This is a genomic window from Roseobacter sp. MH60115 (genome assembly GCF_015644665.1).
Classification (GTDB): Bacteria; Pseudomonadota; Alphaproteobacteria; order Rhodobacterales; family Rhodobacteraceae; genus Roseobacter.
On the sequence record NZ_JADOBQ010000013.1, the window covers coordinates 24,061 to 39,203 of the forward strand.

Annotated in this window: 15 protein-coding genes; 8 read left to right on the forward strand and 7 right to left on the reverse strand. The window is 60.9% G+C overall.

Annotated features, from left to right (window positions below; genetic code table 11):
* Positions 1 to 30 precede the first annotated feature (30 nt).
* A complete protein-coding gene (locus ISX84_RS22580; RefSeq protein ID WP_195822680.1) occupies positions 31 to 1,161 on the forward strand; it encodes a site-2 protease family protein in 1,131 nt (376 codons plus the stop codon).
* 14 nt (positions 1,162 to 1,175) lie between these two features.
* On the opposite strand, the gene ISX84_RS22585 is transcribed toward ISX84_RS22580, so the two are convergent.
* Positions 1,176 to 1,622 (reverse strand): universal stress protein, encoded by a 447-nt coding sequence (locus ISX84_RS22585; protein ID WP_195822681.1) that lies wholly within the window; start codon positions 1,620 to 1,622, stop codon positions 1,176 to 1,178.
* Between the two features lie 163 nt (positions 1,623 to 1,785).
* Between ISX84_RS22585 and ISX84_RS22590 the strand changes: the two genes are divergently transcribed.
* Complete coding sequence (locus ISX84_RS22590) at positions 1,786 to 3,336, forward strand: ATP-binding protein (RefSeq protein WP_195822682.1); 1,551 nt, start codon at positions 1,786 to 1,788, stop codon at positions 3,334 to 3,336.
* Here the strand turns inward: ISX84_RS22590 and ISX84_RS22595 are convergent.
* Positions 3,303 to 4,073, reverse strand: a complete 771-nt coding sequence (locus ISX84_RS22595; protein WP_195822683.1) for a response regulator — start codon at positions 4,071 to 4,073, stop codon at positions 3,303 to 3,305. The genes ISX84_RS22590 and ISX84_RS22595 overlap by 34 nt on opposite strands.
* Positions 4,074 to 4,246: 173 nt before the next feature.
* On the opposite strand from ISX84_RS22595, the gene ISX84_RS22600 reads away from it, so the two are divergent.
* The gene (locus ISX84_RS22600) at positions 4,247 to 4,924 is read left to right on the forward strand and encodes a helix-turn-helix domain-containing protein (protein WP_195822684.1); all 678 of its coding nucleotides are present in this window, start codon (positions 4,247 to 4,249) and stop codon (positions 4,922 to 4,924) included.
* Between the two features lie 13 nt (positions 4,925 to 4,937).
* On the opposite strand, the gene ISX84_RS22605 is transcribed toward ISX84_RS22600, so the two are convergent.
* Positions 4,938 to 5,369, reverse strand: a complete 432-nt coding sequence (locus ISX84_RS22605) for a DUF2267 domain-containing protein (RefSeq protein ID WP_195822685.1) — start codon at positions 5,367 to 5,369, stop codon at positions 4,938 to 4,940.
* A gap of 22 nt (positions 5,370 to 5,391) precedes the next feature.
* The gene (locus ISX84_RS22610; protein WP_195822686.1) at positions 5,392 to 6,573 is read right to left on the reverse strand and encodes a hypothetical protein; all 1,182 of its coding nucleotides are present in this window, start codon (positions 6,571 to 6,573) and stop codon (positions 5,392 to 5,394) included.
* Positions 6,574 to 6,721: 148 nt separating this feature from the next.
* Here ISX84_RS22610 and ISX84_RS22615 point away from each other — a divergent pair, with 148 nt between their 5' ends.
* Together ISX84_RS22615 and ISX84_RS22620 are read left to right on the forward strand one after the other, a co-directional pair.
* On the forward strand, positions 6,722 to 7,207 hold the full coding sequence (locus tag ISX84_RS22615) for an Hsp20/alpha crystallin family protein (RefSeq protein WP_195822687.1): 486 nt from the start codon (positions 6,722 to 6,724) through the stop codon (positions 7,205 to 7,207).
* Positions 7,208 to 7,261: 54 nt separating this feature from the next.
* Positions 7,262 to 8,101, forward strand: a complete 840-nt coding sequence (locus ISX84_RS22620; RefSeq protein ID WP_195822688.1) for a universal stress protein — start codon at positions 7,262 to 7,264, stop codon at positions 8,099 to 8,101.
* On the opposite strand, the gene ISX84_RS22625 is transcribed toward ISX84_RS22620, so the two are convergent.
* Positions 8,091 to 8,798: an endonuclease/exonuclease/phosphatase family protein gene (locus tag ISX84_RS22625; protein ID WP_195822689.1), complete on the reverse strand. Its 708-nt coding sequence runs from the start codon at positions 8,796 to 8,798 to the stop codon at positions 8,091 to 8,093. The two genes, ISX84_RS22620 and ISX84_RS22625, sit on opposite strands and share 11 nt — an antisense overlap.
* Before the next feature lie 55 nt (positions 8,799 to 8,853).
* Between ISX84_RS22625 and ISX84_RS22630 the strand changes: the two genes are divergently transcribed.
* Positions 8,854 to 9,507 (forward strand): hypothetical protein, encoded by a 654-nt coding sequence (locus tag ISX84_RS22630; protein ID WP_195822690.1) that lies wholly within the window; start codon positions 8,854 to 8,856, stop codon positions 9,505 to 9,507.
* A 116-nt stretch (positions 9,508 to 9,623) separates the two neighbouring features.
* Positions 9,624 to 10,538, forward strand: a complete 915-nt coding sequence (arcC, locus tag ISX84_RS22635; protein WP_195822691.1) for a carbamate kinase — start codon at positions 9,624 to 9,626, stop codon at positions 10,536 to 10,538.
* 15 nt (positions 10,539 to 10,553) lie between these two features.
* Here the strand turns inward: arcC and ISX84_RS22640 are convergent, their stop codons facing one another.
* Both ISX84_RS22640 and adhP read right to left on the reverse strand, forming a co-directional pair.
* Positions 10,554 to 13,223 carry an HAD-IC family P-type ATPase gene (locus tag ISX84_RS22640; protein ID WP_195822692.1) on the reverse strand — a complete coding sequence of 890 codons (2,670 nt, stop codon included), beginning with the start codon at positions 13,221 to 13,223 and terminating at the stop codon, positions 10,554 to 10,556.
* A gap of 62 nt (positions 13,224 to 13,285) precedes the next feature.
* Positions 13,286 to 14,308 (reverse strand): alcohol dehydrogenase AdhP, encoded by a 1,023-nt coding sequence (gene adhP, locus ISX84_RS22645; protein WP_195822693.1) that lies wholly within the window; start codon positions 14,306 to 14,308, stop codon positions 13,286 to 13,288.
* A 210-nt stretch (positions 14,309 to 14,518) separates the two neighbouring features.
* Between adhP and ISX84_RS22650 the strand changes: the two genes are divergently transcribed.
* Positions 14,519 to 15,139, forward strand: a complete 621-nt coding sequence (locus tag ISX84_RS22650) for a glutathione S-transferase family protein (RefSeq protein ID WP_195822694.1) — start codon at positions 14,519 to 14,521, stop codon at positions 15,137 to 15,139.
* Positions 15,140 to 15,143: the final 4 nt, after the last annotated feature.

The following is a 15,143-nucleotide window of genomic DNA, read 5'->3' on the forward strand; positions in this document are numbered from 1 at the left end:
CTAATCTGGCGACCAAAGATGAGGCGGCTTATGTTCTCAAACGCAGTCAAACTCTTTTCGATCAACGGCTTCGACATCAAGCTGGACCCAAGCTGGGTTCTCATCGCGGCCCTGATCACCTGGTCCCTTTCCCAAGGGTATTTTCCCTCTATCCTACCACATCAGAGCGCCGGTACCTATCTGGTCATGGCCCTGATCGCGATGCTGTGCTTTTTCGCCTCGCTGCTGCTGCATGAGCTTGCCCATTCCATCGTCGCGCGCCGGCTGGGGGTGCCGATCAAGGGGATCACCCTTTTCCTCTTTGGCGGTGTCGCGGAACTGGAGGCCGAGCCGCGTTCGGCAGCGGTGGAGTTCTGGGTGGCGCTTGCGGGCCCAGCAATGAGCCTTGCGCTGGCGCTGGGGTTCTGGATCCTGGCACAGCTGTCAGAAATGCTGGCGGCCGCGACGCCGGTGTCGATGGTGCTTGGCTACCTTGCGCTGATCAATCTCATCCTGGCGCTCTTCAACCTCGTACCGGCCTTTCCATTGGACGGCGGGCGGGTCTTGCGCGCCTATCTCTGGCACCGCAAGGGGGACGTGCTGGCCGCTACCGAAACGGCGGCGCAATCGGGCAGGGTGTTTGCCTATGTGCTGATGGGATTTGGCCTGGTCGCGCTGTTCAACGGGGCAATGGTTGCGGGGCTGTGGCAAATCATGATCGGGTTCTTTGTCCTGATGGCGGCGCGGGCGGCCTATCAGACCCAGCTGGCCAAGGCGGCATTTGACAACAAGACCGTGGTCGCCCTGATGAAACGCGATCCTATCGTGATCAGCCCGAACATGACGCTATCGGAATTCGTGAACCGCATCATGCTGCGCCACAATGTCAGCTTTGTCCCGGTTGTCGAAGACGGGGTTCTGCTGGGCCATATGGATCAGGCGGTGCTCGCAGGGATCGATCGCGAAAACTGGGCCAATACCCGCGTGGGCGACGTTTTTGCGGGGCTGGATGATCAGGTGTCGATCTCCGGCGAGATGCCGGTGCAGGACCTGATGGCCCGGATTGCCGACACCGGGCGGCGCAAGTTCCTCGTCGTCGACGGGCACCGGCTGATGGGCGTCATTTCACTGGCCGATCTGACCCACTATCTGCACATGTCCGATCTTCTGCGTCACAAGTAGGCAGGCCCCGGCGTTCAGGCGACCGAGAGGCAGGCGCACTGTGCCAGATGGTTGATACGTTGTGTCGTGCTGCCCAGGACGAGGCCCGAAATACTGCTCAACCCGCGCCGCCCGGTGACGATCAGATCGGCCTGTATCTCATTGGCGTGCGACAGGATTTCGGTGGCGGCATCGCCATGGGGCATATGTGTTTTCACCGATTTGCATCCCATGTCATCGGCGATTTTCAGGCCGTCGTCCAAGACCTGCTGCCCCGCTTCTTCGATTTGCGCAAAGGTCGGCTTGTCGATCGCGGCATGATATCCGGCCACGGCGCCCATGGAGAAAGCCGCCGTTTCTGCATGCGGCACATGCAGAATGGTGACCGTGCCCGCGTAGTGCTTGGCCAGATCACAGGCGATGCGCAGGGCCCTTTCCGCCTTGTCCGAGCCATCCATGCCCACAATGATTTGTCTGAACATCCCAACGGTTCCTTCTTGTGGTCGAAAGCTTTGCGCGCTCTAGAGTTCGGGTGGGCGCCTGAGCGTTTTTTCACAGTGCTGCAAAGCGGCATTGAGGAATATCAATTCAGGCTTGCGCCTTTGGACGACCTTTTGGCAGGCTGATCGAAAAGCGATGGTGTGAATGGGTAACGGCGATCAGGACAGCGGGCTTTTGCAGGCCATTCTGGAGATGGCGGCGGATGCGGTGATCGTGTCCGATCAGACGGGGAAGATCACACGCGCCAATCCCGCGGCCTGCCGTCTTTTCCAATACGACGCGGACGCGTTGATCGGGCAAAGCGTCAATGTTCTGATGCCCACGGCGCTGGCGGATTTGCATGACGGGTTCATGGCGCATCACGTGAAGACCGGCGAGGAGCGTATCATCGGTGTCGGCCGTGACGTGGAGGGGCAGCGACGGGACAAATCCATCTTTCCGCTGCACATCTCCGTCAGCTACGCGGATGTTTCGGGTCAGCGCATGTTCGTTGCGATCATGCACGACCTGACGCAGGACAAGGCCACCCAGCACGCCCTCTCCCGGTCCCAGCGGCTGGATGCGATTGGCCAGATGACGGGCGGTATTGCACATGATTTCAACAACCTGCTGACGGTCGTGATCGGGAACCTGGAGCTCCTGGAAATGCGCGGGGCCAGCGACCGGCAGATGGTGCTGATCAAGGACGCGCTGGATTCGGCAGAGCTGGGGGCCGATCTCACAGCACGTCTGATGGTCTTTGCGCGGCGCAGCAATCTCAAGCCGGTCGAGACCGACCTGCGCGTTCTATGTGAAGAAACACTGGCCATTCTCAGGCGCACGCTGGGGGCCAACACGCGCATCAAGACCAATTTCGCGCCTGATCTGAACCTGGTGATGATCGACCCTGTTCAGTTGCAATCGGCCCTGATGAACCTGGCGCTGAACGCCCGCGATGCGATGGGGCCGAATGGCGAGCTTCTGGTGTCGCTCTCCAATGTGACCATCGACGACACCTACATGGCGCAGGAAACCGACATCAAGCTTGGGGATTACGTCCGGCTGTCGGTGAGCGACAACGGTGCCGGCATGAGCGTCGACGCGCAGCAGCGTGCGTTCGAGCCGTTTTTCACCACGAAATCGGAAAGTGGTGGCACCGGGTTGGGGCTGGCCATGGTCTACGGCTTCGTGCGCCAGTCCGGCGGGCACATCACGCTCTATAGCGAGGTTGGCCATGGCACGAGCTTTGGCCTCTATTTCCCGGCGGTGCCTGTCCATGACGATCAGCTCACACCCTCTGATGACAGGCACGCCCGCGGCTCCCTGCCCCTTGGGCATGGTGAAACCGTTTTGGTTGTCGAAGACAATCCAAAAGTGCGTAAGCTGTCGGTCGAACGTATCCGCGATCTGGGGTTCAAAACGGAAGAAGCCAGCAACGGTGATGACGCCTACCGGATGCTCACCAGCGGCACCCACGCCGACGTCGTCTTCTCGGATCTGGTCATGCCGGGGGTGCTCAACGGCTATGACCTTGCGGCCAAGGTGACGTCAGAGTTCCCGCATCTCAAGGTGCTGCTCACCTCCGGCTACGCCAGCGATGTGGTCACCGATGCGATGGCGCGCGGCCAGAGCTATGACATCCTGCGCAAACCCTACCGCCAATCCGATCTGGCGCAGCGGCTTCAGGCGCTTTTGGCAGAGCGTTCCGAAGGATGAACCGATTGCACGTCACAGGCGAAGGTATAGCCCACCCCGCGCACCGTCTTGACCAGCTTCGGATTTGACGGGTCGCGTTCTATCTTCTTGCGCAGGCGGGCGATCTGGTTGTCGATCGTCCGGTCCAGCGGGCTCCATTCCACACCCCCGGTCAGATCCATCAGCTGATCCCGCGACAGCACCCGTTTGGCGCGCTCCAGAAAGACCATCAGCAGCTTAAAATCGCCGCTGGTCAAGCCACAGTCCGCCCCGGACCTGTCCAGCAGCTCAAGCCGGTCGGGAATCGCCGTCATGCCGTCAAAACAGAATGCCGGGCTCTCAGTGGCGCTGGCATCGGTAAAACCGCTCTGGGGTGTGGCCTCTGCGGGCTGGGACGTTCTGCGCAGTACACTTCTGATCCGGGCGATGACTTCGCGCACGTGGAACGGTTTGGTGATGTAGTCATCCGCCCCAATCTCCAGTCCGACCACCCGGTCGATGACATCGTCCTTGCCGGTGATCATGATGATCGGCACGCCGGACAGGCGCCGGATGTCCCGCGCCAGCTCCAGACCGTTGTCCGCGCCCAGATGAATATCCAATGTGATCAGGCTGATGCAGGAAGACTTGACCAGATCCATGACCTGACGGGCGTTTTCCGCTTCGAGAACGGAATAGCCCTCGTGTTCCATCACGTTGCGCAGAAGCGTGCGGATCTTTGCATCGTCCTCAACAACAAGAATTTTCTGATCTGACATAGTCTGCGTCCCCGGCCCTGCTTGATGTGGCCTCTTGCCATCTCAATTTAGTACGAAGGTTCGGCGCCAAATAGTGTCTCATACAAAATGATACAAAATCTTGCAGGAGCAGGATAAGCGAAAATACAAGGACTGTCCAAGTTGGCGCCCAATTCCTCGGGGGGCCTGCAAGGATGTATGTCACAATTCCAAAAGAACACGCTGAAACCACTCCCGCAGTCCCGCTTGAAAGCGCCTGTGTCAAATGTCCCGAAGCGCGCCTGAAAGCAGGCTCATACGTCTATTTCGAAGGGGACCCGGTGGTCTGGCTCTACCAGATCACCACCGGCGTGTTGCGGCTGACCCGGCTGTTGGAAGACGGCCGCCGCCAGGTGATCGCCTTTGGATATCCCGGGGATGTCGTGGGCTTCCCGGCGGGGGGGCTGCACCACACGGATTGCGAGGTGCTGGTGGATGCGCGCCTGCAACCCTATCGAAGATCAGCGCTGGAAAATGGCGAAGGCGATCCGAAACTGCATCAGGAACTGCTGCAGGCCGCGCTGCGCGAGATCAGCGCGATGCAGGATCATTTCATGATGCTCGGACAGAAATCTGCGCTGGAGAAAGTGGCGTCCTTCCTGTGTATCCTGTCTGACCGGGTGGGTCAGGATGTAGCAGGGCACAGGCAGGTGGACTTGCCGATGAGCCGCGCCGATATCGCGGATTTCCTCGGGCTGACGACGGAAACGATCAGCCGCACTTTTACCCAGCTGCGCAAGTCTGAGACCATCGCGATCGACAACATTCACACGATCATCATTCTGCGCCCGAAAGCGCTGCTTGCGCTGTCGCTCGGGGATCGCGGACGCTAGAGGGAAGATACCGCTAGGGTGCTGACCACAGGGCCCGAATGGCCATGGGCAGATTGGCCCGCACGTCTTCGATTTCACCTTTGGTCAGACGGGCATTCAGCAGGTCAAACACACAGCGAATGTCTTCGGGGCCGCGGTACTCCTCGGCCTCGCGCATCTGGCTGTCGATGGCGTGTTTGAACTCCTCGGCATTCCGGTCCTTGATCGGTGTGTGTTTGGGCACCCAGCCTTCGAAAAACATGCCCCGCACCAGCAGGGGCAACTGCGCGGAGAACTGCGCCAGTTCATTGGGCAAAAGGTGGTCGCGCACGCGGTGCAGGGTCAGGCGGAGCAACCGCAGGGTGCTGCGTTTCGAGGACCAGTCCAGCCGGGCGGCCAGTTCATTGATCCATTCATGGGTCAGCTGAACAGTGTGATCGATCACTTCCAAACCTTGTGCAGACATATGCGCGCTCTCCTTTCCGGGATCAGTCGTCGATGGGTTTCATGTCGATATCAAAGGCCTGACCGGGATTGCCGATCAGATACTGAAACACCGCATGGGTCATTGCGCCGATGCCGAGCAGCACAAGCGTGTAGTTCGCCACCCATCCGACGAAGGGGATGAAATTCAGCAGTGCGACAAAGGCAATCGCCGCGGCAAAGACCAGCACGCGCGCGATGTTGCCGGGGTTTTGATCTCCGCCGAACCCGGTCCAGATACGCATGGCGACGCTATAGGCACCCAATGCGTATCCAAGCGTCCATGTGACAAGGATCCCCAGCAGTGCAATCGGGACAAAGGGCAGCCCGACGAGCGTCAGACCGGTAATGGGCACCATGCCAAACAGGATGGACAGGCCAATGATGCCGAGCAGCATGGTCTGACCGGGCGCCGTCGTGATGCTGTGACGCATCTTTTCCAGACGCTTGGGCATGAAGGTCAGCATCAAGGCCCCCAGGGCCACAAAGAACAGCAGCGAGATGACAAAGGCGCTCAGCACGGAGGCAAAGGTGGGCAAAACGGGCATGTCCTGACGCATCTCACCCAATGCCGCCAAGACATCCCGGTCTGATGCCCGCTCGAACACCACCCTTTCCGATGGGGCGACACGCTCGGGCACCGATATCCGTTCCGGCGCGCTGTAGGTCAGGGTGCCGCCGACAGTGGCGTTGGGACCGAAGGAGATGGATTTTGCCAGAATACGCGCATCCCCCTCAATCGGCGCGTTCAGGATGACATCGCGCGCGGCGATCAACAGTGCACCCTCGACCTTGCCCTCAATGGTGACGGAATTGCCGAACAGGCGCGCGTTCCCGCTTGTTTCAGAGCTGCTTTCCGTGCGCACCGAAAAACCACCCGCCGTCAGATCCTGGGCGACGGCGCTGCGGATGATCACCGTGCCGCCAAAGGCATAGAGGTCTTCGGCGGTATCGGCCTGCACGGAGACATCCATGCCGGTGATGTGCAGATCCCCCTGCGAAACACCGCGGGCAACTGCCGAGCGTGCAGACATAAACGTATCCCCACGCGTATCAATCGTTTCGCTGACGACGGATCCGGAAAAGAACGTGTCGCTGCCGTTTTGGGCAGAGACCGTATCGGACCACAGCGGCGTACCGCTCCCAAGGAAGGCGACAAGGCTCAGCGCGTATCTGAGCAACAGCATGGGATGCTCCTCCAATCAGACTGCAGTCGCCTATGAGCTACCGCAGGCAGGAGGCTTTGGATTGATCGGAATCAATCGCGCAGAACACTGGTTTGCTAGGACACCGGCGACACATTCCCGTGTCGGGACTTCAGAAAGGAGACGTGTGATGTCACGCCAAATACTTCCCGAACTGCGCTCCGAGGCCGGTGGGTCTGCTCTTTTTCCGTCCTTCCAAAAGGAGATGAACCGGCTGCTGGAACAATTCCGGACGGGTTTTCCCATGCCGGATACGGGCGCGCCTTCTGTTTTTTCCACGCCGATGTTTCCCGCCATCGATCTGGTGGAGACCGAAGAGGCAGTCGAGATCAGCGCGGAGCTGCCCGGTGTTGCGGAAGAGGATCTGGACGCGTCAATCACGGGCGATCTGCTGACACTCAAGGGCGAAAAGAGCGCGGATCACGAAAAATCCGAAAACGGATATCACTTGATCGAGCGGCGGTATGGCAGCTTTCGGCGGCAGATACCGCTGGGGTTCGCGCCGGATGCGGGGGCCGTCGAGGCAAAGTTCGCAGATGGCATCCTGAAGCTGCGGATTGCGAAACCGGCAGCGGCCAAGGCCGACTTTCACAAAATCGACATCAGCAAGACCTGAAACGCGCGAGGGGCGCCCTCCGGTGCCCCCGCCTCTTTGGAAAGGACGTATGTTATGGGGATCAAGACACTTCTGGTGTGCCTGACCACGGCGGAACACGCCGAAACGCTGCTGAAGCTCGCGGTGCCGCTGGCACGTAAACACAACGCCCATCTGATCGGGCTGCACACGCTGCAGGCGCTGGTCGTATATCCGGGCATCGCCATGCACATCCCCGAGCCCGCTTTCGAGGCCTTCAACGAAAGTCAGAAAATCGAAACTGCGGCCATCAAGGCGGTTTTCCAAAAACACACGACAAATGAAGACTTCCAAAGCGAATTTCGCCTTGTGCGGGCTGACGCCGTCTCTGCCAATGAGCGCCTTGTGGAGAATGCCCGCACGGCCGATCTGGTCATCATGGCCCGGGGCGACAAGGAAGCGGACCGCTATGAGCAGCGCAATGCGCAGAGCGAGGTCATTCAGGAGAGCGGTCGGCCGGTGATTGTCGTGCCGCCGGAGTACGACGGCGCGGAGATCGGTAAAAACGTCCTGCTGGGCTGGAGTGCGACGCGGGAAGCCGCGCGCGCGGCACATGATCTGCTGAATGTCGCGGATGAGGGGGCGACCCTTACCGTCCTGCGTGTTGGCAGCACCCCGTCTGATGCTCTGGAGGATTCCGAAGGGGTCGATGTGGCCGAGATGTTTTCAAGACATGGGATGAAACCCACATTGGAGCATCGCAATACGGCTGGTGATACCGTCGCGGATGTGGTCGGTCAGGTGGCTTTTGAACGCGGCGCGGATCTGATCGTGACGGGGGCCTTCGGCCACTCCAAAGTCTACGACTTCGTGATTGGCGCCACCACCTATGCGCTGCTGCGCGATGCCAAGCTGCCGGTGATGTTCAGCACGTAGCGGCGGCGGGAATGACGATATCAGACCAGACAGGCAGGTGGTCCGACGCGCGTCTGGCCAGCGCGCCCTGCTCTACCCCCGCACCGCGCAATTCGACACCGTGACTGAGGGCGAACCGGTCCAGTGCCGCAATCGGGCGGCGGGCGTGAAAGCTGTGCCCCGGCGCATGTGTGTCGAACTTGCCCGCCAGAGGCTCCAGCCCCTTGCGGTGCGACCATTCATTGAAATCACCGGCAATCACGGCATGCGGGCTATTTGCCGTCGCGTGGCACAGCGCCTCCAACTGCTCGCGACGATCCCGGCGCAGCAGGCCCAGATGCGCCGCCACCAGGCTGAGACCGCCGCCGAACGTCATGTCCAGCCGCACCGCCCCGCGCGGTTCCAGCCCGGGTAGTGGAATCCGCGCAACCTTCACAACCTGCGCAGGGTCGCGCATCAGAACGGCATTGCCGTGCCAGCCAAGGCTGATCCCGTTTGAGCAAACGTCAACAAGCCGGAAATCCGTTTCCGCCTCGATCAGCTTGCGCGGGATCGCGGGTTTGCGCGTCCCGACCCGCCTGTCTGCCTCCTGCAAGACAACGATATCGGCCTGCAGCCGGTTGATGACCTGCAAGGTCCGCCCCGGCAGGCGTTTCTGGTCAAGGCCGCGGGCTTTGCGAATATTATAGCTTGCGATCCTTAGGACTGTGTCGGTCATACCTTATATATAGGGCAAGCGCCTCGGGATTGAACGTCAGGAAAGCGATCTAGCGATGTATACCGCGAAAAACTTTGGATCCGTCATGCTGGCCATCTGGGCGGCGCTTTTGCTTGCCGGTCTCGTGGCCCTGGCTCTGGGCCGCTGGTCGCTGGCCTTTGTCACGATGGCCACTCTGGCCTTGTCCCTTGTGCCGCCCACCCTCGCGTCGCGCTGGTCCTTGACCCTGCCGGTCCCCTTTCTTCTGGCCACCACCCTGTTTTTCTTTGCGTCGATCTTTCTGGGCGAAGCCTTCGATTTCTATGAGCGCCTGTGGTGGTGGGATCTGGCCCTGCACGGGTTTTCCGCCATCGGATTTGGCCTGATCGGGTTCCTTTTCGTCTTTATGCTTTTCGAGGGCGACCGCTTTGCCGCGCCGCCCTCCGCGATTGCTTTTGTTGCCTTCTGCGTGGCCATGACCATTGGGGCCGTCTGGGAGATTTTCGAGTTCGGCATGGACCAGGTTTTCGGGCTGAACATGCAAAAATCCGGTCTGATGGACACTATGGGTGACTTGATGATCAATACCGTCGGCAGCCTGATTGCGAGTGTGACCGGGTATCTTTACCTCGTGCGCAACGCGGCGGGGCCGCTTGGCCGCAGTCTCGCGCAGTTCATAGCGCTCAACAGACGGCTCTATCAGAAGTCAAAAAATCGCCTGAAGAAGTGAGGATGGCTAGCCATCCGATTGACCAATCTCAATCGGCAGTTGGCGCTTCACACTACTGAGACGGAAATGCGTCAGCCTGTCTGCGCATCCCATCTGTCTGATCATCGAGGTCGCCAATGAGAATTGTCGTTGCTTTGGGCGGAAACGCCCTGTCCAAGAGGGGGGAGACCCTCACCGCTGCGAACCAGCGGGCCAGTATTCGTACCGCAGCCCGCGCCCTGGCACAGGTGATGGACGCCGGACATCAGGTGGTGATCACCCACGGCAACGGGCCTCAGGTTGGCTATCTGGCCCTGCGCGGCGGTGCCTTTCCGCTGGACGTTCTGGGCGCGGAGACGGACGGGATGATCGGCTACGTGCTGCAGCAAGAACTGGACAATGCCTATCTGCCGGAGGCCAAATACGCGACCCTGCTGACCCAGATCGAAGTTGATCCAAACGACACCGCCTTCCAGAACCCGACGAAATTCATCGGCCCCATCTACACGGAGGAGGAGGCCGCTCGCCTGCGCGCCGATCACGGTTGGACAATCGGGCAGGATGGCGCGCATTTCCGGCGCACTGTGCCCTCGCCGCGGCCCAAGCGCATCCTGGAACTGGATGTGATCCGCCTGTTGCTGGATCAGGGCGTCGTGATCATTTGCGCGGGCGGCGGCGGTATTCCGGTTGTGCAGAAAGACGATGGCACGATGATTGGCGTTGAGGCCGTGATCGACAAGGATCACGCAAGCGGGCTTCTGGCGCGGGCGCTGGAGGCGGATGCCTTCCTGATGCTGACCGATGTGGAAGGTGTCTATTCCGGCTGGGGCACGCCCGATCAGGCGCTGATCACGCATCTTTCACCAGAAGAGGTAGCACAGATGGATTTTCCCGCAGGCTCCATGGGTCCCAAGGTCGACGCAGCCTGTGAATTTGCCGAAGCCACGGGCGGTTTCGCCGCCATCGGGCGTCTCTCGGACACGCTGGATCTGATCAACGGCACAACCGGGACGCGGATCAGCCTGCACCGCGAAGCAGCGCGGGAGGCCTGAGGTCCCGCACATCCGCTAAATCCCGTTGTGCCCCGTCAACACCAGACGCAGTTGCTTTTCCGTCTCGATCACGGCGAAGAACACGATACCGATGCCGACGATCAGCAGCCCGTCCGCCAGCGGCACGGCCTGCGTGCCGAGGATCGGTTGCGCAAAGGGCAGATAGGTCACCGCAAACTGTGCGACTGTCGCGATGATCACGCTGATCCAGACCGCGCGCGTGCCTTTGAAAGCGTTCCAGTTGATCGACGTGCCAAAGATATTGCGGATGTAGAAGAGGTGGAAAATCTCCAGCACCACCAGCATGTTCATGGCCATGGTTTGCGCCAGTACCAGCGGATATCCCTTCTCGAGCGCATAGGTGAAAAGCCCAAAGACGATGGCCAGAAACAGCGTGGTGACAAAGATAACGTGCCAGACAAGACCGCCGGTCAGCAGCCCGGTGTTGCGGTGACGCGGGGGGCGTTGCATGGTTTCGGCCTCGGGCGGTTCATAGGCGAGCGCAAGGCCCAGCGTGACCGCTGTGATCATATTGACCCAGAGGATCTGCACCGGTGACACGGGCAGGGCAAAGCCCAGCAGGAGGGCGGCGGCGATTGTGCCCGCCTCCCCGGCGCTGGTGGGCAGTATCCAGCTGACGAGCTTGCGGATGTTGTCCCAGACCGTGCGCCCTTCCCGCACGGCTGCCGAGATGGAGGCAAAGTTATCGTTGGCCAGCACCAGATCGGCCGCTTCCTTTGAGGCGGCCGAACCGGTGATCCCCATGGCGACCCCAATGTCCGCGCGTTTGAGCGCAGGCGCGTCATTCACCCCGTCACCGGTCATGGCCACGACCAGATCATGCGCCTGCAAGGCGGTGACCAGACGCAATTTATGCTCCGGCGACGTGCGGGCAAAGATATTCGTGCTCATAACCTCGACCGCGAGGATACCGTCATCCATAGCGTCAATATCCGCGCCAGTCAGAACCGCGTCGGGATTGGCCAGCCCGATCTGACGGCCAATGGCCGAGGCGGTGCCTGCATGGTCTCCGGTGATCATTTTCACGGCAATGCCAGCTTTCTTGCACTCCTCAACTGCGGCGATGGCCTCCGCCCTCGGCGGGTCGATGAGGCCCACCAGACCAATCAGGCTCAGGTCTCCTTCGATGGTATCTGCCAGTACACCGGCCTCCGGCGACCTGCGCGCGAGGGCGAGGACGCGCTGTCCACGGGCCGCAATAAGTGTGGCCTCGGCGGTCCAATGGGCAGCGTCCAGCGGTTCAGACCCGGCCGCGCCGATCTGATCGCGACACATCTCCAGCAGCTTTTCAGGGGCGCCCTTCACCACCGTCAGGGATTCGCCATCCGCGTTTTCGACCTGCACGGCCATGTAGCGGCGGACCGCATCAAACGGGATCTCGCCGGTGCGCTGCCAGCCGGATGCGGCCTCTCCCGCCTTCTGCCCAAAGGCCAGGAGCGCGCCCTCCATCGGATCGCCGTCAACGATCCAGGTGCCGCCTGCCTCCCGAAGCGCCGCGTCGTTACACAACAGGGCCGCTTGCGCGATCTCCGACAGCGCGGGTCCAGCCGCCCCACCATCCTCACGCGCAATATCACCCGTCGGCGCATAACCGTCCCCGGCCACCGTGAAGCGTCCGGACCCGGTCACGACCGACGCCACCATCATCTCGTTCCGGGTCAGCGTGCCGGTCTTGTCGGTGCAAATCACTGAAACCGCGCCGATGGTCTCGATCGCCGGCAGGCGGCGCACAATGGCATGGCGTTTCGCCATCGCCTGCACGCCCACGGCCAGCGTGATGGTCATGACGGCGGGCAAGGCTTCGGGGATCGCGGCCACGGCAAGGCTGACCACGGCAATGAACATCGCGTCGAAATCGAACTGTTGCACGTAATAGCCAAAAGCCAGCAGCGCCCCCGCGATCAGCAGAATAAGCACAGTCAGCCAGCGCGCAAATTTGTCCATCTGTACGACCAGCGGGGTTTTCAGCCCGCGTACCCGGCCCAGCATGCCGGAGATCCGCCCGATCTCCGACACTGCGCCGGTGGCCACCACAACACCGCGCCCGACCCCGGAGGTGATCAGCGTGCCGCTAAAGGCCATCGACGTACGGTCCGCCAGCGCCGCATCCGCCTCGACCGATGCCACCGATTTTTCCACCGGTACGGATTCGCCGGTCAGAATGGCCTCCTGCACCATCAACCCGTTCACCTGCAACAGACGCAAATCCGCCGCGACCCGGTCCCCGGGTTCCAGCAGCACAATATCGCCGGGTGCTACGTCCGCCGCGTCGATGCTGATCCGTTTCCCGTCGCGCAGAACCGATGCATGCGGTGCCAGCATCTGCCGGATTTCCGCCATCGCGTTTTCCGCGCGGCCCTCCTGGATGAAACCCATGGTCGCGTTGACCAGCACGACAGCCAGGATCACCCAGGTGTCGATCATGTGCCCCAGGGCCGCCGTCACCATCGCGGCGCCGATCAGGACATAGATCAGAACATTGTTGAAATGCATCAAAAACCGCACCACGACAGGGCGCGGCGGCGCTTCGGGTAGGTGGTTCTTGCCATAGCGGTCCAGCCTCACCCGGGCTTCGCCGGTGGTCAGACCCTGGGGAAAGGAACCAAGCTTGGTGAGGCAGGCATCGGCCGTATCGGCATGCGGATGGGTGAGGACGGGGGACACAGCATTCTCCGGTCGGGCCCTTTCGCAGAGCCAGAAGTCAGTTTTCGGACGTCAAACAGGGATCAGATTTCCAGCACAACGCGGCCATCAATCGTGCCTGCCCGCATGCGGTCAAAAACGGCATTGATATTGTCCAGCTTGTCCCATGTGTAGGTGGTCGAAACCTTCCCTTCCGCTGCGATGGACAGCGCCTCAGACAGATCGAGACGGGTGCCGACAATAGACCCGCGAATGGTCAGCCGCTTGAGCACAACCTCGAAAATCGGCAGCGGGAAATCACCCGGCGGCAGACCAACCAGCGACATGGTGCCGTGGCGGCGCAACATGCCCGTCGCCTGCGCAAAGGCCTTGGTGCTGACGGCGGTGACCAAAGCACCGTGCACGCCGCCCAGATGTTTCGCCACTTCCTTGACGGGATCGAGCTTGGCCGCGTTGATCGTCTCATCCGCCCCGAGCGCGCGCGCCAGATCGAGCTTGCTGTCGGCCACATCGACCGCAACCACATTCATGCCCATGGCTTTCGCATATTGCACCGCCATATGCCCCAACCCGCCGATCCCGGAGATCGCAACCCATTGACCCGGGCGCACTTCGGTTTCCTTGAGCCCCTTGTAGACCGTCACACCGGCACAAAGCACCGGCGAGGACGGTCCGAAGTCCAGCGTATCGGGGATGTGCCCGACATAATTCGCATCTGCTCGCACAAAATCGGCATAGGCTCCATCGACCGAATAGCCGGTGTTCTGCTGGCTTTCGCACAGCGTCTCCCAGCCGCCGGAGCAATGCTCGCAACGCCCGCAGGCTGTGTGCAGCCAGGGCACGCCGACGCGGTCGCCTTCCTTGAGATGGGTGACCCCGGCGCCGACCTGTGCAACCTCGCCCACACCCTCGTGGCCCGGAATAAAGGGGGCGGTTGGCTTCACCGGCCAGTCCCCCATGGCCGCGTGCAGATCCGTGTGACAGACGCCCGAAGCCCGCACCCTGACAAGCACCTGCCCCGGTCCGATCTCTGGCACGGGTACTTCGCGAATATCCAGAGGATCACCCAATTTCGTGACCACCGCCGCCTTCATCGTCTTTTGCATCGTCCAACACTCCGCATTCGGATTTCAGTTTGCCGGATGATTAGCGTGCAGAGGCATCGCAGCGTTGATCGACATCAATTGCCGCGCGCCTTCGGGCAGATTTTTCTCCGAAACCAGGTGTCCCTGCAGCCCGGTCAAAAACGCTCTTGCAAATTTACCAACCAAGTAGTAGGTAGGAAAAATCAAATCCAAACCAAAGAAGGTGTTCCCATGAAAATCTATGATGTCGAAGGCTTCCCGAACCCCGCGCGTGTGCGCATCGCATTGGCCGAAAAAGGGGCGACCGATCAGGTCGAGTTCATCCCGGTTGACGTGATGGGTGGTGAACACCGGTCCGACGCCTTCCGGGCCAAGAACCCGGATGCGGTTGTGCCCTGTCTCGAACTCGACGACGGCAGCCATATCGCCCAATGCAATGCCATCACCGAATACATCGACGGCCACTTCGAAGGCGCATCGCTGACCGGCGAGACCCCGAAAGAGCGCGCCCGGGTCTCCATGATGAACCTGCGGGCGGAAAACGGTCTACTGAACGCGGTCAGCACATATTTCCACCACGCGACCCCCGGCCTTGGTCCGGACATCGAAACCAATCAATGCGCTGAATGGGGGATGCGACAGAAGGATGTCGCCAGCCAGACCATGGCCTATCTGGATGGTGTTCTGGCCGAAAACGAATTTCTGGCCGGTGACAGATTTTCAATCGCGGATATCACCGCCTTTGCCGGGCTGGCCTTTGCGGATTTTGCCAAGGTAGACATCCCCGACAGCCTGTCCAATCTTGTGGCATGGCGCAGCAAAGTCGCCGCCCGCCCGAGCATCGCAGGCTAATCCG